Consider the following 23,801-nt stretch of genomic DNA (forward strand, 5'->3'; position numbering starts at 1 on the left):
CGGCCCAGGCGCTGAAGGGCCTGGCCGGCACCGGAGTGTCTCGACAGCGGTTCTCCGTCTTCTTGTTCCTTTTCCTTCAACGAGAGATATGGACAGCTTTCAGTGCGCAGACCAAGCGGACATCTGGCGGGGGCCATCGCCCTCGCCGTGGCACTCACCTCAGGATCAACCGGCGGTGCCGCGGCAGCGCCACCGGACGGTGCCGGGGGCCAAGGCCTCGGCCGGGGCTCCGGCGCCCGGGCGACCACGGTGACACTGATCACCGGCGACAAGGTCTCCGTCGGTGAGGACGGTTCGGTCACCGGGATCGAGCGGGCCGAGGGGCGCGAGAACGGCTCGTTCTCGGTCCGGGAACTCGACGGGCACCGCTACGTGATACCGGGCGACGCGGCGTCGGCGGTGGCCCGGGGCACGCTCGACCGGCGGCTGTTCGACGTGACGCAGCTCGTCGCGTTCGGGTATGACGACACGCGCCGGTCCGATCTGCCGCTGATCGTGACCTACGCCGGGGACGAGACGCCCGCCGCGAGCGCTTTCAGCAGGGCACGGGCCAGGGTCGGCAAAGAGTTGCCGAGCATCAACGGCCTGGCGCTGAGGGCCGACAAGCGCGGTGGCTCCGCGTTCTGGGACACCTTCACCGACGGCGGTGACGGCGGGCAGGGGACGGCACGGCTGTCGGCCTCGGCAGCGGCGAAGCGGGTGAAGAAGGTCTGGCTGGACGGCAGGCGCCAGGCCGGCCTGGACAGGAGCGTGCCGCAGATCGGTGCGCCGACCGCATGGGAAGCCGGGTTCGACGGCAAGGGCGTCAAGGTCGCCGTGCTGGACACCGGGGTGGACCAGACCCACCCCGACCTGGCGGGTCAAGAGATCGCCGAGCGGAACTTCTCCGGCTCCGAGGACAGCGTCGACCGGTTCGGCCACGGCACCCATGTGGCCTCCACCGTGGCCGGTACGGGCGCCGCGTCTCCCGCGGGGTCCGGAGGCAGGTACAAGGGGGTCGCGCCCGGCGCGCGGATCCTCGACGGCAAGGTCCTCGACGACGGCGGCGCCGGCGAGGACTCCGGCATCATCGCCGGCATGGAATGGGCGGTGGCCGAGGGAGCCCAGGTCGTCAACATGAGCATGGGCGGGCCCGACACCCCTGGCATCGACCCGCTGGAGGAGGCCGTCAACCGCCTCTCGTCCGAGTCCGGCGTGCTGTTCGTCATCGCCGCCGGCAACGACGGGCGCCAGGGCGAGCACACAGTCGGTTCGCCGGGCAGCGCCGACTCCGCGCTGACGGTCGGCGCGGTCGACAAGGCCGACAAGCTCACCGACTTCTCCAGCCGTGGACCGCGCGTCGGCGACGGCGGGGTCAAGCCCGACCTGACCGCGCCGGGCGCGCAGATCACCGCCGCGGCCTCCACCACGAGCGGCATCGCATCGCAGCACCCCGCGGGGACGCCTGGTTACACCACCATGGACGGCACCTCCATGGCGACTCCGCATGTCGCGGGCGCGGCCGCCCTCCTGGCCCAGCAGCATCCGAACTGGAGCGGGCAACGGATCAAGGCGGCGCTGACCGGCTCCGCGAAGCCGGGCCCGTACAGCTCCTTCCAGCAGGGCACCGGCCGCACCGATGTCGCCCGTGCGACGGAACAGACCGTCGTCGTGGAGCAGGGCCCGCTCGACTTCGGCCTGCGGCCGTGGCCGCACCACAACGACCAGCCGGTGACGAAGGAGATCACCTACCGCAACCTCGGCTCGGAGCCGGTTGTTCTCGACCTGTCCGCCGAGGCCGCCGGGGTGGACGGCAAGCCGGCCGCCGAGGGCATGTTCACGGTGGCGGAGCGGCGGCTGACCGTCCCCGCGGGCCGTGAGGCGAGCACCACGGTGACCGCCGACACCCGCGTCGGCGAGACCGACGGCTCGTTCGGGGGCGCGGTGAGCGCGGTCTCGTCGGACGGCCGGGTCTCGGTGCGGACCGCCATCGGTGTGGAGCGCGAGGTCGAGTCGTACAACCTCACAGTCAAGTTCATCGGTGACGACGGACGGCCGGCCACAGGCGGCTGGGCGGCGGTCGACGGCCGGGACAGCAACTCCTATGCGGAGCTGGCCGACGCCGAGGACGGCGAGGCCACCGTGCGCCTGCCCAAAGGCGGCTACGGGCTCACCGGGATCATCGACGGCGACGACGAGAGCAGGTCCCCCGCATCCCTGTTGCTGGCACCGGCCATCCGGCTGGCCGAGGACACCACGGTCGTGATCGACGCCCGCCGAGCCGAGCCCACCCGGATCACCGTCCCCGATGCGACGGCCGAGAACACCTACGCCCATCTCATCCTCGGCTACACCCGCTCGGACCGGAGCTCCATCCCACCGTTCCTCTTCGACTTCCCCGGGTTCGACAGTTTCAAGGTCGGACACCTCGGTCCCGAAGCCGCGCGGGAAGAGGCGTACGCCCAGTACGCCGGCTTCTGGCAGCGCCGGACCGATGGCGAGCTCCCGGTGAACTACCGCCTGGCGTGGAATCGTACAGGCGATCTGGCCGGATTCACCGACGACGTCGCAGCCAAGGAACTCGCCCGGATCGACCTCTCGGTCGGCAAGCCCGGAAGGGACACGGCCGCGCAGCTGGCCGCGGCACCCCAGCCCCCGCTCGACGGCCCGGCGATCGACTTCAGCACCCCCACCGCCCTCGAACTGCCGCTGCGGACCACCGAATACGTCCTCGGCAACGGCGTCCGATGGCTGTACTCCGTACACCCGCGTCAGTCGGGGAGCAGCCTTCTGGGCAGGTACAAGGCATACACGGCGGGCAGACGCTACACCGAGCGGTTCAACGCCGGCGTCTTCGGCCCGGCGCTGCCCAAGGGCCAGGACGAGCCGCGGTGGGGCAGCCCCGGCGCGGCGCGCAGCGGGAACACGATGCTCGCCTACCTGCCGGTGTTCGGCGACGGCGCCGGCCATGTCGGCATCGGCCCGGTCATCAGCGAGGAGACCTCCCTCCACGCCGACGGCAAGGAGATCACCGCAGACTCGCGCGATGGGAACGGCATCCTCCACTACACCCTCCCCGAGCGGGACAGCGGGTACAAGCTGACCGTCGACGTCACCCGGGACCCCGAGCTGTTCCCGGTCAGCACCCGCGTACGGGCGCAGTGGACGTTCCGATCCGCGCGCACGTCCGAGGGCAGCTGGACCCGGCTGCCGCTCTCCGCGGTCCGCTTCTCGCCCCGGCTGTCGCCGACCGGCACGGCGAAGGCAGGTGAACGGTTCGAGGTCCCCTTCATGGTGGAGGGTGCGGCCACGGCACGAACCGTCAAGAAGCTTTCGTTCGAGGTGTCGTACGACGACGGAAGGACCTGGACCCCGGCCAAGGCGGTCGGCGGTACGCATCTGTCGCTCGGCCATCCGGCCCGGCCGGGCACCGTCTCGCTGCGGGCCAGGCTGACCGATCGGGACGGCAGCACCCTGGTTCAGACGATCAACCGCGCCTACATCACCGAGTAGGCCCGACCTGTCCGTTCATCCGGGGGCCGGCCTCCATCGGTGTCGAGGAGGCGCTCACCAGCACCATGATCCGACTGCGGAGGGCTACGCCCGTTCCTGGTCGTCTCCGGGCCAGTGGGTCAGGGCCACGTGCAGCGCCTCCACGGCCCTGTCCCAGGACAGGCCCACGTCCCGGGCCGCGCCGAAACCGCCGCCGGCCTCCAGGGCGCAGTAGCCGTGGAAGGTGCTGCGCAGCAGGCGTACGGCGTCGGTCAGGTCGGGTTCGTCGAGGCCGTAGGCACGGAGCATTCCGTACGTGATCTCGGCGGTGCGGCGCAGGGCGGGGGAGTCGGTGACGAGGACCTGGTCGACGGGGAGCTGTGTCGCCGCGTACCGGCCGGGGTGGTCGAGGGCGTACTCCCGGTAGGCCCCGGCGAATGCGGCGAGCGCGTCCCTGCCCGCGCGCCCGGCCACGGCCTCGGCGATCCGGTCGATCATCTCGCCGCCCGCCAGCAGGGCGACCCGCGTCCGCAGGTCCTGGAGGTTCTTGACGTGCGAGTAAAGACTCGCGTCCTTCACCCCGAAGTGCCGCGCGAGGGCGGACAGGGTGACCTTCTCGAACCCGATCTCGTCCGCGAGATCGGCCGCGGCCTCCACGACCCGGTCGACGGTGAGCCCGGCACGGGCCATGGAGACCACCTCTTCACCTCGGGGACCCGGAACGCCAAGGCTACCGCCCGGCGATCAAGGGCCCGGAGGCCGTGCGACGGCTGGAGCGCAGGTCAGCCGATCGGCGCGTACAGGACGCCCAGCTTGTCGATCTCGTCGCCCGCGCGGCCAGTGAAGCCCACGATCTGCCAGCCGGACGGGGCCGTGAAGGTCTTCGTGTCCGAGGTGGCCGTGCCGGAGGCGAGGGTGCGGCCCTTGTCGGTGCCGAAGGAGGCGGAGAAGATCCGGGTACGGCCGTCCTTCTGGCCCTGCGTCAGCTTCACGGAGGTGAGGTGCTCGCCGGCGGCCAGGGTGAGGGAGGTCGCCGTGCCGCCGGTGCCGCCGTGGCTCAGCGTCGTACCGCCGTCGTGCGTGAGCGAGACCGCGTCGAGGCGGGAGGCGCCGCGCAGGGTCAGGGTGCGGGGCGAGACCGTCGAGGGCAGATTGTCGGCGTCGGTGTACGCGGTGCCGTGCGGGCCGCCGAAGAAGTCGCTGGCCCGCAGGTTCGAGTTGAGCTTCCAGGAGAAGTCGACCGTGTGCGGGAAGTGGTCGGAGAGGTTGCCGCCCGCGGAGTCGAGGAACTTGGCCCAGTCGTTGTTGTAGCGGTTCGCGGTCAGGTTCACCACGTTGCTGTCGCGGAAGAAGACCTTGTCGACGACCTCGCAGTCGTTGGTGGGGGCGGTCGTCGGGCAGACCAGCGCGTCGGCGCCCAGAGCGGGGGCGACACCGCCCTTGACCAACTGCACCCACGGGTCCGTGAGCCCGTTCTCCGACACGAGGGAGCGGATGTTGTCGCCGGTGCGCGTGTAGCGGGTGTTGGTGTCACCCATGACGATCACCGCGTTGCCCGCCGAGTTCGCCTTGATGAACTCCGAGAGCTGGGTGACGTTGGCGCGGCGGGCGGCGAGGGCCGCGTCGTCGGAGTCGGCGTTGGTGTGCACGTTGTAGAGGTCGACGAACACGCCTTCGGCGAGCCGGACCCGGGCCAGCGAGAAGCCCTTCGGGGTCAGGCAGTTGGTGCCGGTGCAGTTGTTCCACTTCACGCGCTGGAAGTCCTCGAACGCGTAGTCCGACAGCGTGTTGAGACCGTCGCCGAAGGGCACGCCGCCACTCGTGGCGGTGCGGTGCGGGTGGTCGTCGCCCGCGTACAGAGCCGCGTGGTAGTTGAAGTCCTCCTGGACGTTGACGATGTCGTACGCCCCGAGGCGCGGGGAGATCAGCGGGGTGTTCGTCGCCGGCTTGCCGGAGCTCAGCCCCTCCGGGAGACCGGCGACGTTGTACGTGAGCACGTTGAACGTGCCGCTGGTGGCGGCCGCGGCGGGGGTCGCGCCGGTGGTCGCGAGGCCGGTGACGGCGAGCGCGGCGGCCGCGAGGGCGCCGATCAGTCTTCTCATGGGGACTCTCCGAGGGCAGGGCAGGGGTGAGGAGAAGTTGAACGGTGTTCAGGTTCAATGTCAACTAGTGTGACGTGCAAGGTAAGTTGGGGAAACAGTGAGAGGCGTGGCGATTCGCCGTATCCCGGGAACCGGACGGCAACTCCCTGATCGTTTAACGTTCATGTTTCACCTCGATCCTCCACAGGCGGCGCGATCGCGTCGCGGAAGGCGGCCGCGGAAGGCAGCGGCATCCAGGAGGCGTTTCATGGGACACGGGCACGCGCACCACGGCCACGGGCATCACCACCACGGGCACGACCACGATCACGGGGCGGCGGCAGCCCTCCCCGCCGCCTTCGACACCTCCGTGCCCGACGAGGCGCTGACCCCCGAGCAGCAGTCGCGCCGCACGCTGCTGCGCCGTGCCGGTCTGCTGGGCGCGGGCCTGACCGCCGCGAGCGTCCTCGCCCCGGCGGCGACGGCCCCCGCGTACGCCGCCCCGAACAGCCGCAGACGCGGTGGCTTCCTGTGGCTGGCCGGCGACCACCACATCCACACCCAGTACAGCAACGACGGCAAGTACCGCGTCGTCGACCAGGTCCGCCAGGGCGCCAGGCACGGCATGGACTGGCTGGTCATCACCGACCACGGCAACGATACGCACGCCAAGATCGGTGTGGAGAAGGTCAACCCGGACATCAAGGAGGCCCGGGCCGCGTACGAGGACACCCTCGTCTTCCAGGGCCTGGAGTGGAACATCCCGGCCGCCGAGCACGGCACCGTCTTCGTGCACCCCGGCAGGAACGAGGTCTCGGTCCTCAAGCAGTTCGAGACCGACTACGACGGCGGTGTGAAGAAGGCCACCGACTCGACGCCCGCCAACGAGGCCCTCGCCATCGCGGGCCTCGACTTCCTCGCGGAGCAGGTCCGGCGGCGCAAGGTCAAGGACATCCTGATGCTCGCGAACCACCCCGCACGCAAGGGCATCGACTCACCGCACGAGATCCGCGCCTGGCGCGACGCCACGTCCGCCCGCCACCGGATCGCCGTCGGCATGGAGGGCGCGCCCGGCCACCAGGCCGCCGGCATCGAGAAGTCCGTCGGCATGGGCCGCGCCCGCGGTCTGTACGACGGCAGCCCGGGCGCCAACTCCTTCGCCGGTTACCCCCTGGAGAGCTACCGCACGTGGGGCGGCTTCGACTGGATGACCGCCACCGTCGGCGGCCTGTGGGACAGCCTCCTCGCCGAGGGCAAGCCCTGGTGGATCACCGCCAACTCCGACTCCCACAACGTCTACACGGACACCACCGAGCGCGGCGGTCCCGACAGCGACTACACCGCCAACGGCAAGCACACCGACCCCGTCTACAGCGGCAAGATCGACCTCACCGAGGGCGACTACTGGCCCGGCCAGTACAGCCGCACCCACGTCGGCGCCGACGGCTTCAGCTACGCCGCCGTTATGGAGGGCATCCGCGCCGGCCGCATCTGGGTCGACCACGGCCAGCTCATCAGCGGCCTCGACGTCCGCGTCCTGGGCGGCGGCCGCTGGGCCACCCTCGGCGGCGCCCTGCACGTCAAGAAGGGCACCAAGGTCACCCTGAGCGTCGACGTGGCGCTCGCCGGCGGCCCCAACTGGGCCGGTTTCGTCCCCGAGCTGGCTCGCGTCGACGTCATCCAGGGCGATGTGACGGGTGCGGCCGCCGACAAGGACACCTTCACAGCGCCGACCGCGAAGGTCGTGAAGTCCTACGAGGTGAACAGGTCCACCGGCACGGTCCGGCTCACCTACGAACTCGGCAAGGTCGACCGCCCGCTCTACGTCCGGCTGCGCGGCAGCGACGGCAACCGCTCGGCGGTCGGCGCGCTGGGCGCGGCCGTCGACCCGGCGGGCCCCGCGATCGACGTCGTCGGCGACGCCGACCCGTGGCGCGACCTGTGGTTCTACTCCAACCCGGTATGGGTCCTGCCCTCGTGAACGCGATCGTGGCCATGGACGCTCTCACCGTGGACGCCGGAGTCAGGGACCTGCGCGCGGCCGACCACCTGCTCCACTCGCTGGCAGCCGAACTCGACCTCCCCGAGGGCACGTTCGGCTGCACCCACCTCGTACGGGGGGACCGGCCACGGGTCGTCCTGTCCCTCGCGGTGCCGTCCCGGCAGCTCCTGAGCACCGTCCGGGAGCGGCTGACGGCCCGTGCCCCCGAGGTGGCGCCCGGCCTCCCGGACGCCATGGGGCGTGCCGTGATCTACCCCGGCGTCACGGCCCTGACCGGCACCCTGACGGTCGCGGACGTCCTCGACCGCTCCGCGATCACCCGGGTGGCGGTGCTGGGCACGCCCACCCGACCGTCCCCGGACACCCCGCTGATGACGCAGGACCACGTGCGCCCGTACTGGCAGGACGGCGAACTGGTCCTCACCACGATGCCGGCCGTCGGCGGCACCCTCGTCCCCTTCGAGGTCCCGGAACCGACACCGTGCTGCGCGGACCACTGAGCGCACCCGGAAACGCGGTGCCAGGGACGGGACGCGTCGTTCACCGGGCGAGCGTGAAGAGGGTGGGAGGCGGCCGACCCCGGCCGCCTCCCGCCCCTCGCCGCCCTACGACCTCGTCGCCGAGAACACGAACGAGAACTCCGTCGGCTCCGCCGGCAGGTGGTACTGCGGCAGGGGGCCCGGGCCGCAGGACTGGGAGCCGATGCCCATCTGGTCGTGGTCGAGGGTGACCCAGACCGTGTCGCCCGCCTGAAGGTCGGTCAGGTGCGCGGCAGCGTCCAGCTGTTCGGTGGTCCAGCGGCGGGCCGTGAACCCGAACTCCGGGTCGCCGTCGATCCGCAGACCGCCCAGCTCCACCCAGCGGACGTCGGGCCGGACGCCGTTCTCCTGCGGGCGGACGTACGGAGTCTGGAGGTCGTCCACCGTGGAGTGGTAACGGCTCACCATGGACGCCGACTTGGTGTCGGGGTAGCCCTCGCCGGGGCCGCCGCCGTACCACCTCACCGCGTTCGCCGACGACAGTCCGAAGCGGATGCCGAGCCTCGGCAGCGGGACGGTCCAGTCACCGTCCGGCTCCACCGACACGGTCAGCCTCAGCCGGGTGTCGTCGGCCGTCCACCGGTACGTCGCGCGCAGGCCGACCTCCCGCGCGGCCGGCGCCACCCGCGTCCGCACCGTCAGTGCCTCGGCGCCCAACTCCACTCCGTCCAGGCGGTGTTGCATGCGATGCAGGCCGAGATCCCGCCACAGCCTGCTGTAGCAGGTGTTGCCGTTCCACGCGCCCTCGTCGTTGTCGGTGGTCGCCCGCCACACGTCCAGGCGCAGCCCCGTCACCTCGACGCCGCCGATGGTCTTCAGCGCACCCGTGCGCACGTCGAAGGAGGCCGGGCCGAGATAGATCAGCCTCTCGCTCGCCGCAGGACCGTCACCCGGCACCACGGTCGGCAACGGCCGCTCCACCGCCGGGAGTTGGGTCCAGGCCACCTGGTGGTCCTTCCGCCCCCAGGCCGTGTCCTCGGCCAGCAGTGCCCGGACGGTCCACAGCGCCTCGCCCGCCGGTCCGCCGGCCGGCGGCTGCGGCAGCTTCACCTCGGCCGACTCACCGGGCCGGAGGTCGGGCACCGAGAGGGTCCCGGCCTCGATCGTCTTCCCGTCCACCTCGTACGCCCACTCGAAGGCCAGCGAGGACAGATCCTGGAAGTCGTACGCGTTGCGCACCCGGACCGTACCCGTGCCGTCGCCCTCGATCCGGACCGGCTCGATGACCTTCTTGAACTCGATCAGGCCGGGGGAGGGCGTCCGGTCCGGGAAGACCAGGCCGTCGCAGACGAAGTTGCCGTCGTGCAGCTCCTCACCGAAGTCACCGCCGTAGGCGTAGCCCAGCGTCGGGTGCTTGATGCCGTGGTCGATCCACTCCCAGATGAAGCCGCCCTGGAGGCGCTCGTGCGCCTCGAAGACGCGCTGGTAGTCGGCGATGCCGCCGGGGCCGTTGCCCATGGCGTGCCCGTACTCGCACTGGATGAAGGGCAGTTGGCGGCGCTTGTGGGTGCCGCCGTCCAGGCGCTTGCCGATGCGTTCGACCTCGGCGTGGTCGGCGTACATGCGGGAGTAGACGTCGGTGTCCCGGCAGTCCCAGTCGCCCTCGTAGTGCACCAGGCGGGAGCCGTCGCGGCCGTGGATCCACTCGGCCATGGCGGTCAGGCCCCGGCCGGTGCCCGCCTCGTTGCCGAGGGACCACATGACCACCGAGGGGTGGTTCTTGTCGCGCTCGACCATGCGGGCCGCGCGGTCCAGCAGGGCCGGGGTCCAGCGGTCGTCGTCGACGGGGTTGTCCCGCCAGTTCTGCTCGGTGAAGCCGTGGGTCTCCAGGTCGCACTCGTCGATCACCCAGAGGCCGTACTCGTCGCACAGGTCGAGGAAGGCGGGGTGCGGCGGGTAGTGCGAGGTGCGCACGGCGTTGAGGTTGTGCCGCTTCATCAGCAGCACGTCCTCGCGCATGGTCTCCAGGTCCAGCGCGCGGCCCTTGACGGGGTGCCACTCGTGCCGGTTGACGCCCTTGAAGAGGATCGCCTTCCCGTTGACCTTCAGCAGGCCGTCCTCCAGCACCACGGTACGGAAACCGATCCGCAGCGGGACGCGCTCGCCCGCCGTGACCAGCTCACCGTCGTACAACCGGGGCGTCTCGGCGGTCCACGGCTGGACCGGGACCGTCACCGGCTCGCCGGTGGCGACATCGATGTCGAGGGCGGGCACGAGGACCCGGCCGTCGACGTCGGAGTCGACGCGCAGGGTCCCGATGCCGCCGACGTGGTCGTAGGAGGCGTGCACGAAGAAGTCGGCGGCGCTGCCCGCCGGGCGGTGCAGCAGGGTGACGTCCCGGAAGATGCCGGGCAGCCACCACTGGTCCTGGTCCTCCAGATAGGAGCCCGCGGACCACTGATGGACCCGGACGGCGAGGACGTTCCCCGCCGGCTTCAGCAGGTGCCCGACCGCGAACTCGTGCGGCAGCCGGGACCCCTTGAACTCACCGATGTCCGTGCCGTTCAGCCACACCCGGGCGCACGACTCCACACCGTCGAAGCGGATCACGGCGCCACCGTCCGAGGGCCACCCGTCCGGCAGGTCGAAGTACCGCAGATGGTCACCGGTCGGGTTCTCCGACGGCACCCTGGGCGGGTCCACCGGGAACGGGTACAGGTGGTTGGTGTAGATCGGCGACCCGAAGGCCCCGTCACCCTGCATCACCCAGTGACCCGGGACGGCCACCCGGTCCCAGCCCCCGGCGTCGTACCCCTCGGCGGCGAACGAGTCGTCCTCCGCGTCGGCGGTCGGCGACAGCCTGAAGCTCCAGTCGCCGTTCAGCGACAGGGTCCGGGCGTCGGAGGACGCGTACCAGGCGCGGGGCGCGAGGGCTCCGCGGCCGGGCGAGACGTCCTCGACGTAGTCGACGGACGGGGTGGCGCCGCCGGACGTGGCGGTGGTGCCGCTGGTGCGGAAAGACATCGGTCTCCTTGCTTTGTTCCCTAGCCCTTGATGCCAGTCTGCGCGATGCCCTGCACCAGCCAGCGCTGGAGGAAGAGGAAGACGAACACCAGGGGCAGGATGGAAATGGCCGTCGCCATGAAGATCAGGTGGTAGTTGACGGTCTGGTTGGTCGCGTACGACGACAGGGCCACCTGGACCGTCCACGCGCTGGGGTCCTGGCCGATGACCAGGGGCCAGAGGAAAGCGTTCCACCCCGCGATGAACGTGATCGTCGCGATCGCCGCGAAGAAGTTCAGCGAGTTGGGCACGACGACCCGCCAGTACGCGCCCATGTAGCCGAGCCCGTCCACGCGCGCCGCCTCCTCCAGCTCCTTGGGGAACCCCAGGAAGTACTGCCGGAACAGGAAGCAGGTGAAACCGCTGAAGAGGCCCGGAATGATCAGACCGCGGTAGGTGTCCACCCAGCCGAGCGACGAGACGAGCACGAAGCTCGGCACGAAGGTCACGGCCGTGGGCACCATCAGGGTGGCCAGGACGGCGTAGAAGACCTTGTTCGCGTGCTTGTAGGGGATACGCGCGAGGCCGTACCCCGCGAGCGAGCAGATCAGCAGGATTCCCACCGTGTGCAGGACGGCGACGACCAGCGAGTTCCACATCGACTGGGCGAAGTCGACCGTCACGTCGTCGAACGGCTCGCTGACGTTGCCCCACTGGATGTCGGTGGGGAACCACTTCCACTCCTCGCCCGTGATCTCCGGGTCCGTCATGAAGGCGTTGCGGACGATCAGGTAGAACGGGACGAGGAAGAGCAGGGCGGCCACACCGGTCGCGATGTACAGACCGGTGTTGCCCATGACACCGCCGAGACGCTTGGTCCTCGCCGGCTTCCTGACGTCGGGTGCAGTGGTGGTCACTGGGACTCGTCACCCCTTCCGAAGCCCATGATCTTGCCCTGGAGCAGGGTCACGAGGCAGATGAGGGCGGTCAGGATCAGCGCACCCGCGCTGCCCGCGCCGTAGTTCTGGTTCTCGCCCAGTGCCATCTTGTAGAGCTCGACCAGCGGGGGCATGCCCCAGGTGGCCTTGCCGAGGAGGATGAAGAACTCGTCGAACGCCTGGTAGGCGGCGATGAGCAGCAGCAGGATGACCGCGGTCGACGTCGAGCGCAGCTGGGGCAGGGTGATGTACCGGAAGGTCTGCCAGCCCGGCTTGGCACCGTCGAGGGAGGCGGCCTCGTAGAGCTCCCGGGGGATGTTCTGGAGCGCGGCGAGGAAGAGGATCATGTAGAAGCCGGCCTGGAGCCACAGCCGGACGGTCACGATGACCAGCCAGTACCACGGCGGGTCGGGGTTGCCCAGCCAGGCGATGTTGTCGACACCGAACCAGCTGAGGACCGTGTTGGCGAGGCCGAAGCGGACGCCGTTGAAGATGGACATCTTCCAGATCAGCGCGGCGGCCGCGTAGCTGACCGCGGTCGGCAGGAAGAAGACCGAGCGGAAGAAGGCCCGCATGAACCGCAGCCGGTTCACCAGCAGCGCCAGCCCGAGCGACATCGCCCAGGTGGTCGGCACGATGAACGCGGCGAACACGGTGAAGGTGAGCAGGGAGTTCCTGAAGTCCGCGTCCGACAGGATCTGCCGGTAGTTCTCCAGGCCGATGAACTCGCTCGGCGTGACGGTGAAGCGTGCCTCGAAGAAGCTGAGGTACAGGCTCCAGCCGATGGGCACGAAGACGAAGATCACCAGGCCGATGAGGAAGGGCCCGGTGAAGAGCCAGAAGTTGAAGGTGCTGTTCGCCCGCAGGCCCCGCCGCGGCCGGTCCTGGGAGACCTTGGCCGGGGCGGGGGAGGAGGCGACCCCGCGTGTGGTGGTGGTCGACATGTCGAGATCCGTCCGGCGGCCTATCCGAAGAGCTTCTTGAGCTCGGTGTCGACCTTCTTCTCGGCGGCGGCGAGCTGGGCCTTGGGGTCCTCGTCCTTACGGACGGAGTTGGCTATGACGTCGTTGACCGCGGCGATCATCGCCTGGGTCCAGCCGATGTTGTCGAAGTGGCCGAACTCGTTGAAGAGCTTGACGCCCTCGGCCGGCAGACCGGTCTTCAGCTTGGTGGCGGACTCGGCGATGGAGGTGCGCGGCGGGATGTGGAAGCCGTAGGAGAGCGCCCAGTCCTCCTGGTACTTCTTCTGGTCGATCCACAGCCACTTGACGTATTCCTTGGCGGCCTCGACGTTGTCGCCCTTGGCGTTGACGAACATCGACCAGCCGCCGTTGGTGACCGACTGCTTGCCCGCCGAACCGACCTTCGGGAAGGGGAAGATGCCGATGTCGTCGCCGAGGGCGTCGATCATCGCGGGCATAGCCCACATGCCGCACCACTGGATCGCGGTCAGGCCCTGGGTGAAGGCCGACGGGTCCCACCAGTCGGTGGGTGCGTCCAGCAGCAGGTTGCCGCTGGTGAACAGCGAACGCAGCTGCTTCAGGCCGTCGGCGACCGCGTCCGTGTTGAAGGCGGGCTTGTTGTCCGCGGTGAGGGTGTCCGCGCCGGCCGACCAGATCAGCGGGTTCTGCACCGTGGTCATGTCGTTGCCGAGGAACGCACCCTTGACCTTGCTGGTGGTGAGCTTGTCGGCGGCCTCGATCAGCTCGTCGAGGGTCTGCGGCACCTCGATCTTGGCCTTCTCGAAGACCGAGGGACGGTAGAAGAAGAACTGCGGGTCGTCGATCATGCGGACGCCGTAGATCTTGCCGTCGACCGTGTGCGAGGCGATGTCGGCCTGGTTGAAGTCGTCCTTGACTGGCTCGATGATGTCGGTCAGGTCGGCCACCTGACCGCTCTTGATGAGCTGGATCTGCGGGTGGAACTCGAAGACGTCGGGCGCGTTCTTGGTGAGCAGCGCGGCGAACAGCTTCTGCTCGAAGTTGTTGCCCGTGATCCACTGCGTGGTCACGTTGGTTTCCTTGTAGGCCTTCGCGTACCGCTTGATCGCCTGCTCGGTGCCCGCCTCGCCGTACGCGTGGAAGTACTGCGTGAGGCCGGCGCCCCCGCCGCTGCTTCTGCCGGTGTTGCTGCCGCACGCGGCCAGTCCGCCGGCGGCGGCCAGACCCAGCGCGGCCCGCAGGGCGGTACGGCGGTCGAAGTTGCTGTTCCTGAATGCCGACATGCTGACGTCCTTGTCTCGAGTACGGCTGGGGCTCTACGCCCATGGCTCGGCGGCTCAGTGCCGAACGGCTCAGTGGCTCAAAGAGGCTTGCGGTGCGGGACGTTAACCTTCGACTAAGCCTTCGGCAAGGGGTTGGACGAAGTCTGTTCGAAGCGTTGTATTCGGTTCGGTGGCCCGAACGCCCGTGTGGCGCAAGGGGGTTGACGTGGGGGAGAGGGCCGCCGGGTCAGGGTCCGGCGGCCCTCGGCTCAGGGGTGTTCGGGCAGGTGGGCGCGGCCTTCGGGCTGCCCTCGGCGGCGTACGGCGGGCCGGCTGCGCGACGCGGTCGGCGCCGCCCGGGTGCCCGGTTTCTGTCCGACCGACTGCAGTGCGCCCTCCAGCGCGAACGTCGCCGCGCCCAGGCACGCCGGATCGCTCGGGATCGGGGAGAGCACGATCTCGGTGGCCGCCATCGGACGCGGCAGCGCGTGCCGGGCGACGGCCTCGCGCACCTCCGTGACCAGCGGCTCGCCCAGGGCGGCCGCGACCCAGCTGCTGAGCACGACGACCTCGGGATTGAAGAGGTTGACCAGGTCGGCGATGCCCGCGCCGAGATATCGGGCGGTGTCCCGCACCACCTTGACCGCCACGGGGTCGCGCCGGGCCACGCCCTGCGCCAGGGCCGCGATGGTGGCCGTCTGGTCCTCGGGGTGCAGCAGGGTGCTGCGCGGGCTCAGCTCCCGGAGGTTCAGCATGATTCCCGGGGCGCCCACGTACGTCTCCACGCAGCCGTGGTTGCCGCAGTGGCACAGCCGCCCGTCCAGCACGATCGTCGTGTGGCCCCACTCGCCGGCGCTGTTGCTCACTCCCCGGTGCAGCCCGCCGTCCAGGACGAGCCCGGCGCCCACGCCGGTGCCGAGGGTGATCACCGCGGCGTCCCCGCGTCCGCGGGCCGCCCCGAACCACAGCTCGGCCACCGCGACCGCCCGCAGCGGATTGTCCAGGTGGAGGGGGTAGGCGATGTGCTCGGTCAGCAGATCGAGCAGCGGCACGTCGTGCCAGTCCCAGTTGGGCGCGTACTCCGAGATCCCGGTGGCGCGGTCGACCTGACCCGGCACGCTCACCCCGACGCCGAGCACCCGGGCGCCCTCGGTGCCGGCCTGCGCGACCACGGAGCCCACCGCGGCGGCGACGTGCCCCACCATCTGCTCGGGCAGGCTCTCGCCGGGGCGGACGTTCTCCTCGGCGCGGGCCAGCACGTTCAGCGCCAGGTCGAACAGCTCGACGCGGACGTAGGTCTCCGCGATGTCGACGCCGATCAGCGCGCCCCCGGACGCGTTGACGGCCACCAGTCCACGGGGGCGCCCGCCCGCGGAGTCCTCGAACCCGACCTCGGTGATCATGCGGAGGTCGAGCAGTTCGCCGACGAGCGTGGCGACCGTGGCCAGACTCAGGCCGGTGGCCGCCGCCAGCTCCTGCCGGGAGGTGGGAGACTTGGCGATGATCTGGCGCAGCACCTCGTAGCGGTTGGCGGTGCGGATGTCGCGTGAGGTGCGCTTCACCGACGACATGATCCCCTCGATCCCTCCAGGCCATGACGAGGCCTGTCGCCCCGGCGCGGCGCCAAGGCTATGGGCAGGAGGTGCTTTCTACAAGGGGTTAGGAAAGGGGGTTTACGAAGTCCCCGACGGCTCGCTCGCCTCACATGCCGAGCAGGTCCCGTACGAAGGCGTTGCGGAACTTCCCCGCCGGGTCCAGGACTTCGGCCGACGCCCGGAAGTCACCCAGCCGGGGGTACAACGCCCGCAGCTCCGCCGCCGGAACCGTGAACACCTTGCCCCAGTGCGGCCGGGCCTCGAACGGCGCGAGCACCTCCTCGACCCGCCGGACCACGGGCAGCACGGGCGCCGGGTCCGCGATCCAGGTGAAGTGGAGCGCGACCGTGTCCCGGCCGTGGGCGGGACTCAGCCACTGCTCGTCGGCGGCGACCGTACGCACCTCGCACACCTGGAGCACCGGCGCGACGACATGCCGGACCCCGTCGAGCGCCCGCAGCGCCTCCCCGGCGAACGAGCGCGGCAGCAGATACTCGGACTGCAACTCGTCCCCGCTGCTCGGCGTGAACTCGGCCCGGAAGTGCGGCAGCCGCTCGTGCCAGGGGCCGGGCACCCCGAACTGCTCGGTGCAGTTCACCGCAGGCATCCCCGGCACCGGATGCATCGCCTCGGTCGCGGGCGCCGCCCACGGGAAGTCCGCGGCGGCCCGGTCCACGCGCTGCTTGACCCACGCCTGGTCGAAGCCGGAGTGCCGCCAGCGGGTGAAGAGACTGACGCTGTACGCCGCCCCCGAGACGGCGGCGAAGTCCAGCCCCGCCAGCGGGAGTTCACCGTAGACCCGCTGGCCGACCTCGAAGGCGGGTTCGAGGTCGAGGGTGAGCGCGGTGACCACGCCGAGCGCTCCGAGCGAGGTCACCGCCCCGCCGAAACGGTCGTCGCCGCGCGCGAGCGTCACCGTGGTGCCGTCCGCCGTGACCAGCTCGACCTCGCGCACCGCCGCAGCGAGCGGGCCGTTCGCGTCGCCCGAGCCGTGCGTACCGGTGGCCACCGAGCCCGCGACGGAGATGTGCGGCAGGGAAGCCATGTTGTGCAGGGCGAGACCGTGGGCGTGCACCGCGCGGGCCAGCTCCGCGTAGCGGACACCGCCGCCGACGCGTACGGTCCGGGCCGCCGTGTCCACCTCGATCTCCGGGGCCAGCCCGGTCAGGGACAGCAGCACGCCCCCGGGTCCCGGTTCCGCGATCTCGTTGAACGAGTGGCCGCTGCCCAGCACCCGCACCCTCTCGCTGCCCGCGACCAGGGCCCGCAGCGCGTCCACGGACCCGGGCCGGTGCAGCTGCCCGGCGGTGTATGTGATGTTCCCGGCCCAGTTGGTGATGGTCTCGGTCGTCATGCCTGATGCCCTCCGCTGGCCGTAGCTGTCGAGGCCATCCTCTCCGCCCCGCGCCGCCGCCGGTTCATTGACCTCCCCACGAGCCCCTGCCTACCGTAGAGACCGCTTACTGTCTCCCTGACCTCGCCCTCTCCGAGCCCGCCCAGCCCGCCCAGTTTCCCCAGCCGGAAGGCCCTTCCTTGCCCGAGCGTCCCCGCGCACTGTTCGCCATGACGGCCGAGAACGTTCCGCAGGTCTTCCCGCCGGACGTGCTGGCCCGCCTGCGGGAGACCGTGGACATCGACCCCGCCCTGATCGCCGAGGACTTCACCGATCCCCGGGTCCGGGCGGCGCTGGCCCGGACCGAGGTGCTGGTGACCGGCTGGGGCTGCCCCCGCATCGACGCGACGGTCCTCGACGCGGCTCCCCGGCTGAGGGCCCTGCTGCACTCGGCGGGCTCGGTGAAGGGATTCGTCACGCCGGCCGTCTGGGAACGCGGCATCACCGTCTCCACGGCCGCCACCGCCAACGCCCTGCCCGTCGCCGAATACACGCTGGCCATGATCCTGCTCGCCGGCAAGGACATCCTCGGCCGCCGCGAACGCCTGCGCGCCGAGCGCGTCTCGCCGGGCTGGGGGTTCGTCCCCGGCATCGGCAACCACGGCCGCCGCGTCGGCGTCATCGGCGCCTCCCGCATCGGCCGCCGCGTCATCGAACTGCTGCGCCCCTTCGACCTGCGCGTGAGCCTCACCGACCCCTACGTCGACGAGGCCGGGGCCACGGCCCTCGGCGTCCCCCTGCTTCCGCTCGACGACCTGCTGCGCACCTCGGACATCGTCACCGTGCACGCCCCCGACACCCCGGAGACCCACCGCCTGATCGACCGCCGCGCCCTGTCCCTGATGCCCGACGGTGCCGCCCTGATCAACACCGCGCGCGGCGCCCTCGTCGACCACGACGCCCTCGTCGACGAGCTGCGCGCCGGGCGTCTCTCCGCGATCCTCGACGTCACCGACCCCGAGCCGCTGCCCGCCGACTCGCCCCTGTTCGACCTCCCGAACGCATTCGTCACCCCGCACCTGGCGGGCTCCCAGGGCAACGAGGTCGCCCGCCTCGGCCTCGCGGTCACGGAGGAGGCGGAGCGACTGGCCGCCGGGGAGGAGTTGGCGTACGCGCTCGACCGGGCGGCGCTGGAGCGGACGGCCTGAGCGCTGGCCCCGGAGGCCGCGCCGCGGCCGTCGGCCGACGACTGCCGACTGCCACAAAGCTCTCACCAGCGGCTTTCGACCCTGGTCGAAAGGGGGCGCGAGCGTGCCTCGTGAGTCGGCAGGCTTCGGCGCGGGACACGCACGTACTGAGGAAAGGAACACGTCCATGAGGTTTCGATGGCTGGTCGCCACCGCCGGCCTGGCCGCCGCGCTCGGCACCACCCTCGCGGCGCCGTCCGCGTCCGCCGCGACCAACTGCTGGCGGCACGAGGACGGCATCAGGTGGTGGTGCAACAACGTGTCCGGCGCCTCGGTGTACGGATCGGTGGGCAACAACCACCTCTACCCCAACCCGAACCAGGTCGTCGGGACCATGAACACCAACCCGAGCTGGTTCTACTGCAAGCTGGACAACCAGGCATGGGTGGGTGGACCGCACCCGACCCGCTGGCTCATGACGGTCGCCGACAACGGCAAGCTCGGCTGGATGAAGGACACCGCCATCTACAGCGAGACGAACCCGCTGCGCGACTGCTGACTCCCGCGAGGCGCACCCGTCCGGGCCTGTGCGAGCGGCTGGGCCACCATGTCGTAGGACCCGTCCTCGGCCCGGCGGGCCAGGTCGTCCAGCACGGTGTCGCCGTCGAGGACCTGCGCGGTGAGCCGTTCCGTCAGCGCCGGGTCGGTGTCGCTGCCGGGCCCGTGATGCGGGTGCGGACCGGACGGCGCGGGCCGATGGATGTGCCGGGGACGGAGGTGTCAGGGAGTACCGAGGTAGGTGGTGGCCCGGACGTCGTGCAGGTGTATGAGGATGTCGTGGCCCTTGCCGAGTGCGGCCGTGTATTCCACGGGGTCGGGCCATCCGGCGCCGATGTTCCAGGTGACACGCTCCTTGTCCAGCCACTGGCGCACCGGCTCGGGAGCCGTGCGCATGTCGAGGATGTAGTCGTCCAGGCGGGCCTTGTCCAGGGTCTGTTCGTTGGAGTCCGGCTTCGCGCCGTCGACGTGGTAGGTGCGGATCACGTTGTCGTCGGTGCCGAACGCTTTGAAGGAGCCCTCGTAGAACGAGAAGCCGATGCCGGCGTAGCGGCTGCCCAGTGCGTCGCGGAGAAAGGCGCCCTGCGTCTTGGGGTACCGGGCGTCGAACGAGTCGTAGGACACGTGGGTGTTGTGGGCCGACAGCAGGACCTTGTTCCCGGTGTGTCGGTGCCACCACTCGACGTTCTCCGCCATCACCTGGTCGCGGAGCCTCATCATCGGGGCGATCTGGGCCTCGTCGCCGAAGTCGAAGGCGAAGCCCCTGGCCATCTGGTGGATGGCCAGGGCGTGCTGTGTCATCCACAGGTGGTTCTGCGTGTCACCGGGACCCGGGCGCTGTGCGCGCAGGAGGTCGTACACCTTCCCGGTCTGCTGCGCCCGCTCCTTGCGCTCGGAGAGTGGCAGCTTGGCGTACTCCTCGGCGAAGGTGCCGGCGTCGGTGGTCGGGGCCAGACCGCGGTACAACTCGGTCACCTGCTTCAGCAGTCGCGGGTATTTCCGGGACACGTGGTCGATGACCCGTGTGTACAGTTCCGGGCCGGCGTAGCCCATGTCGTCTCCCATGAAGCGGACCGGGTCGCCGGGGTGCTGGAGGTTGTAGTCCCGCATCCACGTGATGAGATCGATGTAGTCCTGGTTGTTCCAGATCCGGTAGGAACCCTGGAACTCCTCACGGGCGATGTCCTTGAGGTTGCCCCTGCCCAGTACCACGTACTCGTCTATCCGTACGCCGCTGCTCCAGGGGAGTTCCAGGCTGAAGGTCCGGAAGCCCTTCTTCTCGACCAGGTAGCGGAACACCCGGTGCTTCATGCGGAAGAAGTCCCGTGAACCATGGGTGGCTTCGCCCAGTCCCACCACCTCGGCGCTCTTGAGCATACGGCCCAGCACGTCGAGGTCCCGCAGACTGCCTGTGGGGTTCGTGGTCCGCAGAGGGTGGGAGCTGCGGTCGATCCCGGCCACGACACTCTCGCCATGCTGCCGGGCAGCGAATGCCTTCGAGGCCGGGGCCGGCGAACCGTGCGCCGTGGCGCCCACGGCGGGCGTGGTGGCCGCCAGCGCACAGAGGGACAGGAGGACCGAGGGAATGATCACTGCCTTGCGTTGCGTCATGCCCATAGATTTCCGTGCGCACGGGGTCCGTCACCAACCCATGTGCTGCCCATCTCCAGGTATCGCAGGCACTACCCGCGGACTGGGGCCACCGCCCGTACGCCGTGGCCTTGCCGCCCGGCGAAGCGGCTCCCGGGCGAGGAAGAGATGCCGCGCACGGCAAAGGGCCGGGCCCGCAGTACTGCCGGGCCCGGCCTGGGATCACGGCGCCGACGGCGCGCCGCACCCGCCACGGGTCGGAACGGCTGTGACGGCTCCGAAGAGGCTGCCGTCACAGCCTGATCAGCTGTTCTCCCATGGTTGGTTCTCGCGCGTCAGCCGATGCTCGCTTGCACAGTTCATCGCCGGCCCCGCAGGTTCCGTACGACGAGCGTGCCCACGCACAGGACGGTGACCGCGCCGCACACCAGGTGCACCCAGGTGTCGGCGTCACCGAAGGAGGCCGCCATGTTGGCGAGCCCACTGGCCACCACCACCGTCCACAGGAGAGCGCGGGCGATGTCCCTGGAGCCGAGCCGGTCGGCGGGATCGGGGGTTGTCGTGTGCTGCATGGGCTGCTCCCGGTGTCTCGTGGGGTGGTTCCGTCGTCGTCACCGACGCTATGGATCAGCACCCCCGGCAGCCGATCCCGCAGCCCGCCCGGTTCGGGGTACAGCAGGCTGTACTTCCTCGCCGCCCGGATGACGTCGAACTCGGCGACGGCATAGGGTCGTTCGTATGACGAGGGGCACGAGCGGGGCAGGCGGTGGAGCGGTGGAGCGACTCGACAGCCGCGAGAGCCTCAAGGACATCGCGCTACGGACCCTGAGTGCCGCCGGCCAGGCGATCGCGCAGCTCGCGTCCGGGCTCAACACGGCTCTGCTCGCCCTGCTGTTGCTGCTGTGCCTGACGCTCGCCGCCGTGACCGGCGTCGTGGGTGTCGGCCTGGTGACGGCGCCCGCGCTCCTGCGCACCCTGCATGCCCTGGCGGGCCGGGAACGGGCTCGACTCGACCGCTGGGGCCCCGAGGTCGCCGCCCCCGGGCCCCCGCCCGAGCGGCTGCGGGCCGCGCTCGTCGACCCCACCACCCGCCGTGAACTGGGTTGGCTGGTACGGCACTCGACTGTAGGGACGCTGCTCGGACTGCTTGGCGTCCTGCTGCCGGTCCTCGCCGTGCGGGACACCGCGTTCCCGCTGTACTGGACGCTCATGCCCGACGGTGCGACCGCCACCTCCGTGGGCATCGGGCACGCGCGCACCTGGCCGGACGCCTTCGCCGTGATGCTCCTGGGCGTGGGCTGGGTCGCCATCATTCTGGGCCTGGGGCCCGGTATGGCACGGCTCCAGTCGGGCCCCGGCCGGCGGCTCCTGTCAGCCGGCCCTGACGCGGACCTCTCCCTGCGTGTCGCGGAACTGACCGCCACCCGTGCCGCCGCCCTGGACGCCCACGCCACCGAACTGCGCCGCATCGAACGCTCGTTGCACGACGGCGCGCAGAACCGGCTCGTCTCCGTCGCCGTACTGATCGGGGCGTCCCGTCGCATGGTGGCCCGCGACCCGGCGGGCGCCGACGAACTCCTCGAACGTGCCCAGTCCGCAGCCGAACAGGCGCTGGCCGAACTGCGTACCGTCGCCCGCGGCATCCTGCCGCCGGTGCTGGCCGACCGGGGCCTCGCGGGCGCGCTCTCCGGGCTCGCCGCGGACTGCGCTGTGCCCTGCCGGATCGACGTGGACGTGCCCGAGCGCTGCGCCGCCTCCGTCGAGGCGACCGCCTACTTCGTCGTCGCCGAGGCCCTCACCAACATCGCCAAGCACAGCGGCGCCCGGCATGCCGTCGTCACGGCACGCGGCGGCCGGGGCCGGCTCCGGCTGTCGGTCGAGGACGACGGAAAGGGCGGCGCCGGGGCCACCCCCCGGGGCGTCGGCGCCGGTGCAGGAACCGGCGGCTCCGGGCTCGCCGGCATCCGTCGCCGGATCGCCGCGCACGACGGCGCCCTCACCGTGACCAGCCCGCCCGGTGGCCCGACCGTCCTGACTGTGGATCTTCCCTGTGGAATGTGACGGCCGAAGCCCGACCTGCGGAATCCGAGCCATGGAGCCTGACGTGCGGATTGTGATAGCTGAGGACGACGCCCTGCTCCGCGAGGGGCTCGGCCTGCTGCTGCGTGCCGAAGGGCTCGACGTGGTGGCCACTGCGGGGAACCCCGACGAGGCGCTGGATGCCATCGACGTACACAAGCCGGACGTCGCCATCCTGGACGTACGGATGCCGCCGACCCATACCGACGAGGGGATCGTCGCCGCGGTCGAGGCCCGGCGTCGACGGCCCGACCTCGCCGTGCTCGTGCTGTCCGCGTACGTAGAGCAGAGCTTCGCCACCGAACTGCTCGGCAACGGGGTGAACGGCCTGGGCTACCTGCTCAAGGAACGTGTCGGCCGTGTCGAGGAGTTCATGGATGCGCTCCGCCGCGTCGCCGGTGGCGGCACCGCCATCGACCCGGAGGTCGTCTCCCAGCTCTTCACCCGCTCCCGCCAGGACACCCGCCTGGAACGGCTCAGCCCTCGCGAACGGGACGTACTCGCCCTGATGGCCGAAGGGCTGGGCAACTCTGCCATCGCCGAGAGGCTCGTCGTCACCGACGGCGCCGTCCACAAGCACATCCGCAGCATTTTCGCGAAGCTCGACCTGTCCCCGACGGACCAGGTGGACCGCCGTGTCGCGGCCGTCCTGCGGTATCTGGAGGATGTACGGCGGTTGGCCTGAGGCGGTGGGCGGCTACGGCCACGATGTCGACGTTCCGGCTTCGGGACAGGGCCGGCAGGTCGGGGTGTACCTGGCGGGCATGGTCTGGACGGCCTGTTCGACGGCGTCGTGGATGTCGGAGGCTGCGGGGTTGCAGTCGGTCAGCAGCATGCGGGGCCACAGGACGCAGTTGGCGATCACGCCGAGGAACCGGTTCGCGGCGCTCGCCGCGTCGGGGACATCAGCGTTGCCCGCCGGTCTCCTCCGTCCGCCGCAGCCGCAGGGCGATCAGGTCACGGTCGTCGTCGAGGAAGAAGAACCGCTCCAGTTCCGGGCGGGTGGGCACCTCGGTGAACGTCCCGTACGCCTCGGCCCGCTCATCAGTTACCAATTCCACCGGCATGCGGCGGACGGCAGCCATGCCCCGACAGCGATCGAGGATCTTCCTCCGAACCCCCGCACCATGCCGATCGCGTGTGCTGGACGACCATGATCGTTATCGCCGGGATTCCTGTACCTCAACTACTCGCACCCCCACTCCCACCCGCACTCCCACCCGCACCCGCCGACGCACCCCTACCTCCCCGAGCTGGAAGGCGCCACGCCCCGAACCACCCC

The 23,801-nt window shown here is 70.5% G+C and carries 19 protein-coding genes; 7 read left to right on the plus strand and 12 right to left on the minus strand.

What is annotated here, in order from left to right:
- The first annotated feature begins 102 nt into the window (after nucleotides 1–102).
- Nucleotides 103–3,492, plus strand: coding sequence for a S8 family serine peptidase (locus GWK25_RS12565; RefSeq protein ID WP_308404222.1), 3,390 nt, complete (start codon nucleotides 103–105; stop codon nucleotides 3,490–3,492).
- Nucleotides 3,493–3,576: 84 nt separating this feature from the next.
- On the opposite strand, the gene GWK25_RS12570 is transcribed toward GWK25_RS12565, so the two are convergent.
- Nucleotides 3,577–4,161, minus strand: a complete 585-nt coding sequence (locus GWK25_RS12570) for a TetR/AcrR family transcriptional regulator (RefSeq protein WP_215449964.1) — start codon at nucleotides 4,159–4,161, stop codon at nucleotides 3,577–3,579.
- Nucleotides 4,162–4,253: 92 nt separating this feature from the next.
- On the minus strand, nucleotides 4,254–5,573 hold the full coding sequence (locus GWK25_RS12575) for a jacalin-like lectin (protein ID WP_215449966.1): 1,320 nt from the start codon (nucleotides 5,571–5,573) through the stop codon (nucleotides 4,254–4,256).
- Between the two features lie 247 nt (nucleotides 5,574–5,820).
- On the opposite strand from GWK25_RS12575, the gene GWK25_RS12580 reads away from it, so the two are divergent.
- Both GWK25_RS12580 and GWK25_RS12585 read left to right on the plus strand, forming a co-directional pair.
- The gene (locus GWK25_RS12580) at nucleotides 5,821–7,533 is read left to right on the plus strand and encodes a PHP domain-containing protein (protein ID WP_215449969.1); all 1,713 of its coding nucleotides are present in this window, start codon (nucleotides 5,821–5,823) and stop codon (nucleotides 7,531–7,533) included.
- A 14-nt stretch (nucleotides 7,534–7,547) separates the two neighbouring features.
- Nucleotides 7,548–8,054 carry a hypothetical protein gene (locus GWK25_RS12585; protein WP_215457344.1) on the plus strand — a complete coding sequence of 169 codons (507 nt, stop codon included), beginning with the start codon at nucleotides 7,548–7,550 and terminating at the stop codon, nucleotides 8,052–8,054.
- A 105-nt stretch (nucleotides 8,055–8,159) separates the two neighbouring features.
- On the opposite strand, the gene GWK25_RS12590 is transcribed toward GWK25_RS12585, so the two are convergent.
- From GWK25_RS12590 to GWK25_RS12615, 6 genes are all read right to left on the minus strand, one after another.
- Nucleotides 8,160–11,057, minus strand: a complete 2,898-nt coding sequence (locus GWK25_RS12590) for a glycoside hydrolase family 2 TIM barrel-domain containing protein (RefSeq protein WP_215449972.1) — start codon at nucleotides 11,055–11,057, stop codon at nucleotides 8,160–8,162.
- A gap of 20 nt (nucleotides 11,058–11,077) precedes the next feature.
- Nucleotides 11,078–11,953: a carbohydrate ABC transporter permease gene (locus tag GWK25_RS12595; RefSeq protein WP_215449974.1), complete on the minus strand. Its 876-nt coding sequence runs from the start codon at nucleotides 11,951–11,953 to the stop codon at nucleotides 11,078–11,080.
- Nucleotides 11,950–12,918, minus strand: a complete 969-nt coding sequence (locus GWK25_RS12600) for a carbohydrate ABC transporter permease (protein ID WP_215449975.1) — start codon at nucleotides 12,916–12,918, stop codon at nucleotides 11,950–11,952. The genes GWK25_RS12595 and GWK25_RS12600 overlap by 4 nt, the downstream gene beginning before the upstream one ends.
- Nucleotides 12,919–12,938: 20 nt before the next feature.
- Nucleotides 12,939–14,198, minus strand: coding sequence for an ABC transporter substrate-binding protein (locus GWK25_RS12605; RefSeq protein ID WP_215449976.1), 1,260 nt, complete (start codon nucleotides 14,196–14,198; stop codon nucleotides 12,939–12,941).
- Between the two features lie 248 nt (nucleotides 14,199–14,446).
- Nucleotides 14,447–15,748: an ROK family transcriptional regulator gene (locus tag GWK25_RS12610; RefSeq protein ID WP_215449977.1), complete on the minus strand. Its 1,302-nt coding sequence runs from the start codon at nucleotides 15,746–15,748 to the stop codon at nucleotides 14,447–14,449.
- A gap of 130 nt (nucleotides 15,749–15,878) precedes the next feature.
- Nucleotides 15,879–17,126: an FAD-binding protein gene (locus GWK25_RS12615; protein WP_215449978.1), complete on the minus strand. Its 1,248-nt coding sequence runs from the start codon at nucleotides 17,124–17,126 to the stop codon at nucleotides 15,879–15,881.
- A 179-nt stretch (nucleotides 17,127–17,305) separates the two neighbouring features.
- Here GWK25_RS12615 and GWK25_RS12620 point away from each other — a divergent pair, with 179 nt between their 5' ends.
- Entirely contained in the window at nucleotides 17,306–18,313 is a 1,008-nt protein-coding gene (locus GWK25_RS12620) for a hydroxyacid dehydrogenase (RefSeq protein WP_215449981.1), read from the plus strand.
- Nucleotides 18,314–18,479: 166 nt separating this feature from the next.
- Entirely contained in the window at nucleotides 18,480–18,851 is a 372-nt protein-coding gene (locus GWK25_RS12625) for a hypothetical protein (protein WP_215449983.1), read from the plus strand.
- 221 nt (nucleotides 18,852–19,072) lie between these two features.
- Here the strand turns inward: GWK25_RS12625 and GWK25_RS12630 are convergent, their stop codons facing one another.
- Nucleotides 19,073–20,461: an erythromycin esterase family protein gene (locus GWK25_RS12630; protein WP_215449986.1), complete on the minus strand. Its 1,389-nt coding sequence runs from the start codon at nucleotides 20,459–20,461 to the stop codon at nucleotides 19,073–19,075.
- A 338-nt stretch (nucleotides 20,462–20,799) separates the two neighbouring features.
- Entirely contained in the window at nucleotides 20,800–21,012 is a 213-nt protein-coding gene (locus GWK25_RS12635) for a hypothetical protein (RefSeq protein WP_215449989.1), read from the minus strand.
- 166 nt (nucleotides 21,013–21,178) lie between these two features.
- Here GWK25_RS12635 and GWK25_RS12640 point away from each other — a divergent pair, with 166 nt between their 5' ends.
- Both GWK25_RS12640 and GWK25_RS12645 read left to right on the plus strand, forming a co-directional pair.
- Nucleotides 21,179–22,501, plus strand: coding sequence for a sensor histidine kinase (locus tag GWK25_RS12640; protein ID WP_215449992.1), 1,323 nt, complete (start codon nucleotides 21,179–21,181; stop codon nucleotides 22,499–22,501).
- Between the two features lie 43 nt (nucleotides 22,502–22,544).
- Nucleotides 22,545–23,204, plus strand: coding sequence for a response regulator transcription factor (locus GWK25_RS12645; RefSeq protein WP_215449995.1), 660 nt, complete (start codon nucleotides 22,545–22,547; stop codon nucleotides 23,202–23,204).
- A 12-nt stretch (nucleotides 23,205–23,216) separates the two neighbouring features.
- On the opposite strand, the gene GWK25_RS12650 is transcribed toward GWK25_RS12645, so the two are convergent.
- Together GWK25_RS12650 and GWK25_RS12655 are read right to left on the minus strand one after the other, a co-directional pair.
- Nucleotides 23,217–23,384, minus strand: coding sequence for a TetR/AcrR family transcriptional regulator C-terminal domain-containing protein (locus GWK25_RS12650; RefSeq protein ID WP_308404223.1), 168 nt, complete (start codon nucleotides 23,382–23,384; stop codon nucleotides 23,217–23,219).
- A gap of 40 nt (nucleotides 23,385–23,424) precedes the next feature.
- A complete protein-coding gene (locus GWK25_RS12655) occupies nucleotides 23,425–23,586 on the minus strand; it encodes a hypothetical protein (protein WP_215449997.1) in 162 nt (53 codons plus the stop codon).
- Nucleotides 23,587–23,801: the final 215 nt, after the last annotated feature.

The sequence above is a fragment of the Streptomyces sp. ATCC 21386 genome, assembly GCF_018728545.1.
In the GTDB taxonomy this organism is placed as follows: Bacteria; Actinomycetota; Actinomycetes; order Streptomycetales; family Streptomycetaceae; genus Streptomyces.

Coding starts and splice junctions, on each gene's coding strand:
- GWK25_RS12600 (WP_215449975.1), bottom strand. CDS start 12,918: ATGTCGACCACCACCACACGCGGGGTCGCCTCCTCCCCCGCCCCGGCC.
- GWK25_RS12635 (WP_215449989.1), bottom strand. CDS start 21,012: ATGCAGCACACGACAACCCCCGATCCCGCCGACCGGCTCGGCTCCAGG.
- GWK25_RS12585 (WP_215457344.1), top strand. CDS start 7,548: ATGGACGCTCTCACCGTGGACGCCGGAGTCAGGGACCTGCGCGCGGCC.
- GWK25_RS12590 (WP_215449972.1), bottom strand. CDS start 11,057: ATGTCTTTCCGCACCAGCGGCACCACCGCCACGTCCGGCGGCGCCACC.
- GWK25_RS12625 (WP_215449983.1), top strand. CDS start 18,480: ATGAGGTTTCGATGGCTGGTCGCCACCGCCGGCCTGGCCGCCGCGCTC.
- GWK25_RS12570 (WP_215449964.1), bottom strand. CDS start 4,161: ATGGCCCGTGCCGGGCTCACCGTCGACCGGGTCGTGGAGGCCGCGGCC.
- GWK25_RS12605 (WP_215449976.1), bottom strand. CDS start 14,198: ATGTCGGCATTCAGGAACAGCAACTTCGACCGCCGTACCGCCCTGCGG.
- GWK25_RS12630 (WP_215449986.1), bottom strand. CDS start 20,461: ATGACGCAACGCAAGGCAGTGATCATTCCCTCGGTCCTCCTGTCCCTC.
- GWK25_RS12640 (WP_215449992.1), top strand. CDS start 21,179: ATGACGAGGGGCACGAGCGGGGCAGGCGGTGGAGCGGTGGAGCGACTC.
- GWK25_RS12615 (WP_215449978.1), bottom strand. CDS start 17,126: ATGACGACCGAGACCATCACCAACTGGGCCGGGAACATCACATACACC.
- GWK25_RS12580 (WP_215449969.1), top strand. CDS start 5,821: ATGGGACACGGGCACGCGCACCACGGCCACGGGCATCACCACCACGGG.
- GWK25_RS12610 (WP_215449977.1), bottom strand. CDS start 15,748: ATGTCGTCGGTGAAGCGCACCTCACGCGACATCCGCACCGCCAACCGC.
- GWK25_RS12655 (WP_215449997.1), bottom strand. CDS start 23,586: ATGCCGGTGGAATTGGTAACTGATGAGCGGGCCGAGGCGTACGGGACG.
- GWK25_RS12575 (WP_215449966.1), bottom strand. CDS start 5,573: ATGAGAAGACTGATCGGCGCCCTCGCGGCCGCCGCGCTCGCCGTCACC.